The organism is Chamaesiphon sp. OTE_75_metabat_556 (assembly GCF_031378165.1).
Taxonomy (GTDB): domain Bacteria; phylum Cyanobacteriota; class Cyanobacteriia; order Cyanobacteriales; family Chamaesiphonaceae; genus Chamaesiphon.
Genome location: NZ_JANNDR010000076.1, coordinates 1 through 5865, shown reverse-complemented (window position 1 = coordinate 5865; position 5865 = coordinate 1). Strand labels below are relative to the sequence as shown.

Annotated in this window: 4 protein-coding genes; all 4 read right to left on the bottom strand. The window is 44.4% G+C overall.

Annotation, left to right across the window (positions count from 1 at the left end):
* Positions 1–1827 (bottom strand): GAF domain-containing protein (locus RMO27_RS03785; protein WP_309729258.1); only part of this gene is annotated, 1827 nt, incomplete at its 3' end.
* Positions 1828–2030: 203 nt separating this feature from the next.
* Positions 2031–2480, bottom strand: a complete 450-nt coding sequence (locus tag RMO27_RS03780; RefSeq protein WP_309729256.1) for a response regulator — start codon at positions 2478–2480, stop codon at positions 2031–2033.
* A 226-nt stretch (positions 2481–2706) separates the two neighbouring features.
* Entirely contained in the window at positions 2707–3225 is a 519-nt protein-coding gene (locus RMO27_RS03775) for a hypothetical protein (protein WP_309729254.1), read from the bottom strand.
* A 307-nt stretch (positions 3226–3532) separates the two neighbouring features.
* Positions 3533–5824: an NACHT domain-containing NTPase gene (locus RMO27_RS03770; protein ID WP_309729252.1), complete on the bottom strand. Its 2292-nt coding sequence runs from the start codon at positions 5822–5824 to the stop codon at positions 3533–3535.
* Positions 5825–5865: the final 41 nt, after the last annotated feature.

Genomic DNA, 5865 nt, shown 5'->3' with positions numbered 1-5865 from the left:
GGCGGTGGATACTTCGGTCAGTCCCCACTCGATGCCGAGCAGATCTACTTTGGAGTAGACTAGCACGTCGTCAATTAGGGTTTGCATCAAGCTGACACCTTCAACGGCAAAGCCAATAAACTCTTTGGCATCGCTATCGAGTTGCTCGCTGTACCGCATCTCTAGCAGTTGGACGTAATTTGCTACCTGATTGAGCGGTTCTTGCAAATCGTGGGAAGCGACGTAGGCAAACTTCTTGAGTTCGGCGTTCGATCGTTCTAAATCATTTGTCAGTAAAGCTAATTCTTCCGCTTGACGGAGAACGATATTAACGATCGCTTTGCGGAGTTCGATCGCAGCTTCGGCTTCGACTGGTTTCCAGGGGAGCGAATGCAACCGGACTGTTTCTTTCCACAATTCAAAAGATTTGCGGGGGCATAACCGAGGAATCCCATCGGTTTCAGCCAGATGATAGGCATTATTAGGATCGCCACTCCAGTTCACCGTTTGAACTACTTCTGGGCGGAAGCACAAGACATAACTGCGGCGGGAGAGCGAAATCGCCAACAAGCCACTGGCGACATCTTTAAATCGCTGTGCATCAGCATAGATTAAGGGCAGTGAGTCAGTCAAAAATACTTCATCTTCGACATTTTTGGTCAACCACTGCACCAAATAGTTGAGTTCGGCTTCTGGTGGAGTTTGACCGATTGTCGTCCAATGCCCACCGAAACAAATAGCGGCACCATGAGCATCGACAAGATCCAGCAGATTGGGTTCTGCACCCATTAAACCATCAATAAAACTTTCCGATCGCGACATCCGATCGATCGCCACTGATTGAACGTGGGCTAATTTCGCCCGATAATTGTAGTCGGCGACATCTTCACTCGTCGAAATCTCGGCAAAAATTACCTGTCCCAGAAATTCGCACGCTTTCCGCAATTCATAAGGGACGAGTTTGGGTGTCTGATGGTGACAAGCAATAATTCCCCATAACTTGCCATCTTTAATCAGGGAAATCGTCAACGATGCCCCGACTCCCATATTATGCAGGTACTCGGTATGACAGGGGAACGCACTCCGCAGAATCGAGAGGGTGAGATCTGTTGGTCGATATGTGACTGGATTCTGGGATGGAATCATCTCCACCGCCGTATCTCCCGCATCGGGAATTACCCGAATCCAGTTGGAAAGAAACATCTTCCGCGCTGGTTGAGGAATATCCGACTCAGGGAAATGTAAGCCCAAATAGGAATCCATCTCCGCCAGTTTATCCTCAGCAATTACTTCGCCATGTCCATCATCGTCGAACTTGTAGAGCATGACTCGATCGAATCCAGTCACCTTGCGAACTTCACCAACCACAATCCGACCAAACGCATGTAAATCAGCCGTTGCTGCTAATTTACCGATCGAGGCTTTTGCTAAATGATAAAAACTTAAAAACGGAATAGTTTCATTCGTCTGAGCTGGTTCCAATTCTAGCACCAGAAATCCATCAGGACTGCGATGAAAGACAGCATCAAATACTAGATAATCATCCCCAGACTTCCGCACCCATACCTTACTAGGATTGATCGAATCGAGATTTTGCGCTGCCAATCCCTCGCGAAATTGGTCTACTTGAAAAGCATCTAAAATCTGCTCTAATGGCTTTCCTAGCACCCGATCTGGTGACAGTCCAAATGCCATTGACGTGTTGTTACTAACTTGAATCACCGTCAAATCTGGCTCTTGCAGAACTAGCAACACGCCATGAGACTGAATCTTTGTCAAGATATTAATCGACGGCTGTTTTAAGCTGGTGAGATTAAGATCTGGAGTGCCGAGACTAATGCCTGTCATAAATATTACCTCGTTGGTATAGCCGCTTGCTGAAAGCAGACGCTGATGCTGTGACGCACCTTGACCTTTTTTGGGTGTAGATCGTCGCTCTAGCTTTCAAAGCATAACTCAACCATTACCGACGTTCTCAAAACAATACAATAATCTGCTTTACTCATCAAAACTTAATGTTTTTTTAATGAAAAGAGTCATTCGATCGAACGTCACGCTGCGGGTAATGTCACAATTCCGAACCAAAATTCTTCAATCCGTTGGACAATTTGACGCAATCGATCTAGATCGGTAGATTGGATGACATGGCAATTGCCTTGCAGCAGATAAGTACTAAAAATATCTGCCTCACTTGCCGCAGTTGTCAATACCACAATCGGAATTCGCCGCAATTGGGGTTCTGTCTTAATTTTAGCGAGCAGATCTTGCCCATCATTGCCTGGTAGATTCAACTCCAGTAAAATCAGATCTGGACGTGGTGCATCCACATAATCACCACGGCGATTGAGAAAATCGATCGCTTCAATCCCATCAGCAATCGTCATGACGCGATGCTGGAAGGATTGCAGCGCAGTTTCAATTAATTGAGCGCGATCTCGATCGTGATCGATCAGTAAAATCGATCTTTCTGGCGCAGACTCGTCCATTATTCGTTCGTTCATCCTTTGTAGATTGGGTGGCAAAAATTCCGCTATTGGCATAGTCTATCCTTTGGCGGCTGTGCTAAACCCAATAGTGCTAATATCGACACACGATTTAATTTTGAAGCAGATCGATAGTTGTCGATCGTAGATCGTTGGCGGTAGGATCGCGTTTGCCCGTGCTTACAGCAGGCTACGCCAGAGCAAGAGCATCTATCCTTTGACGTTGTGATCGATCGAAAGTCACTCATCGTTTGATTCTGGCTTGATTAGAGTTTATTTTGACCCAATCTTGAGCTGGTGGTGGTACTGCAATCGGTGGCTTTTGACCCGCTTGATAGTAGCCTGCTCTAGTTAGCTGTAAGTCTTGATAATGGGTGGCGAAATCACTGGTATGTGGCAAAAATTCAGTGCTGGTTTGATTCTGTTTTAGTCCTTCTTTCCACACACTTTTCTCGACTGTGCCAACAGCCAGATAGTCATTGCCGATAACATCGGGAGCTTGCTCAATAAACAATGCAGTCAGATAATACTCAATTTCATGTTTATGAGCGACGAGTAGATCGCAGTCTCGACAGTAACGACAAGTATAATTCAGTGCAATTAAGTGATGGGGATTAACATGAATCAAGATCGGTATTTTGCGTTGTCCAGTCTTGCGGTCGCACAAAGGACAACGGGAGACTCGTTCCTCTGGATAAGGATTGATCATAAAACTGTATTTGGGCGGCAAACCACCAAGTTGTCGCTGTTTGACTTTTGCCATTTGATTTCATATCCCTGGGATTTAGTTTTCTATTTTAGCTTGGGTACTGCTATCGATTGAAATCGATCGATTGATATTGGTGGGGGAGGGCGGGTTCGTTCTGATTTGATAGTGCTAGGCGAGGATTTTTAGCATAAACCCGCCCCTACGGTTTATCTGTGAAAATGTATATCTATAAATTTATAGATCTGATGGATCTGTAGGGGCGGGTTTATGCTAACCAATATCGATTTTACTGTTCGATATCGAACGAACCCGCCCGTCCCCACTAGAAGATCTCAAATGGGTTTTATCTAATCTCCAATGGTTACGATAAAGACTTAATCGGTAACAACAAACTAGCCTCAATCTCTGCTCCCACTTCCCGATTAACATAGCAGTCACTATTGAGACAGTCTACCAGTAGCTTATTGGCATCATAGTATTTCTGGAGTAACGCTTTCTGAGCTTTGGTAAATTGCCAATCATGACCGATGTTCCGATGCTCAATCATAATGGCTCTCCATTCCTCATTCCAGTCTCGACCATTAGCCTGCCACCAATGCATCAAATTATTATCATTTTCCGAGAAATCTGGCAATCGATCTTGTAGTTGCTGGACTGATTCTTGTAACTTGGTCGATGCGATCTCAGAAGCATAATCAAGAGCAAACTCAAGATCAAGAGCAAAATTGCTAACATGAGTAAGATCGCGAACACGAGTGAGACCGCGAGCACTATCAAAAACAAGATCAAGCATAATATCAAGAGTAATATCATCAGGATCAGAATCAGGATCAGAATTAGGATCGTTATCAAGAGCGAAATCGATAGCACAACCGAGAGCAAGATAATATCCTCGAACAGCAACAGGCCTATAAGGGGCTTCAACCGAACTAGATTTTTGACCAACCCACCCTAAAAATTCTTGCAACTTCTCATCCTCAGCAAGAAGACCATCAATTTCTCGCTTCATCCCTAGCACCAATCGATCTGCACTCTTTAACATCCCCACAGTCAGTAAAAACACCTCGCGCCATTGCTTATCGGTAAGATGGCTAATGAGATCTCCAAAATCTCCATCAGCTTTTTCCTTGAACCAGCGGGCGGTAAAGTATTCCTGAAAAGTTAAATGAGAAAAAGAATAAATTCCCCTCGCTCTTTCTACCAGTAAGCCATGTTGAGCCGCAATTGAATTTAGGACAGCTTCACTATCAAGTTGCAGAGCTTCTGGCTCATTACTAGCATTCGGTAAATTCCGAATATAGTCCCGAATTTGCTCCTCAACAAATCCTTGCTTGAAAAAATAGTCACTGCGTTCAAAAGCGTTATAAGCAACTTGACTGAGGAGATCTTCCTTCCGTTGCAGCGATAGTTGTTTGTAAACCTCTTCTCGTTTAATATTCCGCTTGGCATCCCATTTTTTTAGCAATACATCCAAGCCTTCCTTGTAGAGTTCGGCGCGATTGGCAGGAAACCGACCCCCTTCCTCAAATACCAAACACAGGAGCGTCAGTAACAGCGGATTGGTAGCTAATTCTTTTAATCCAGGATTGTCTTCTAGCTCCTGGGGAAATTCCTCCGCTTTGACGGGATCTTTCGGTTGAAACCATTTGTGAGCAAAGTCAGCAATTTGCTCATCATCAAAATCGGCAACTTCGACCTCGGTAAACTGCTCGAAGATATATTCCTTCGCTGCAATCCGACAAGTAATCACAAATTGACTAGCATCAAATTTCTCCGCCGTCTGGCGAATGGTATCTAAGACTCGATCGTGATCTTGTGCTTTCACTTCATCCAATCCATCCAACAACACGATCGATCTACCCGCCTGCAAAATTTTCGATCCCACCACAGACCCATTCTTAACCCCGCATTCGGTCAATTGTTTGCCAATAAAACCCAACAAATTGGGTTGTCCATCTGTCTCAGCAAATTCCTTGAGAGTGACAAACAAAGGTACTCGATTTTGGTTGAATTTTCCCCCGTTACATTGCAACGCCAACCACTTGAGAAACGTAGTTTTTCCCGCTCCTGGCTTCCCCAAAATCATCAGCTTTTTATGGCGTTTGACAGCTTCTAGGGCAGGGATACGTTTTTGTCGAACTGTGCCCAAGATAAATCGATCGAAATTCTCAACCCCGCACCCATCCAGCAATTCCTCAATGCTGCGCCGTTGATTGCGAGAAATTTTCTCTAAAATATTAACGCTAGTGTAGATGGAATCGATGGTAATCGGTTGCTCCATATCCAACACCCGCATTGTGCCACAGCGTTTTTGAATACTAGCACTAACCTTTTTGCGGACTTCTCGCACGAGTGCATCGAGATCGATCTCTTCGGGGTTAGTGATAGTTTGAGAAGAGGATCGTTTTAAAGATTCTTGAAGGAGAAAGTTTTTCAGTTTATGGAACTTACCCGCACCTTGACCACCAATGCTAAATTTTTTGTATACTCCAGTCATCCGAGTCCGAAAAGCACTAGATGAAATATTCAGCGTCTCTGCGGCTGCCAAATCATTATCATCATTTCGATTAAACAGTGTCACAAAAGCTGCTTCCTGGTCGGGAGAAAGATCGTATTTTCTTGCTAATTCAGTTAAAAAGTCACGCGGGAGCATTGATTATTCTGTGCTTGTCCAACCTATATTGTATCAAATGT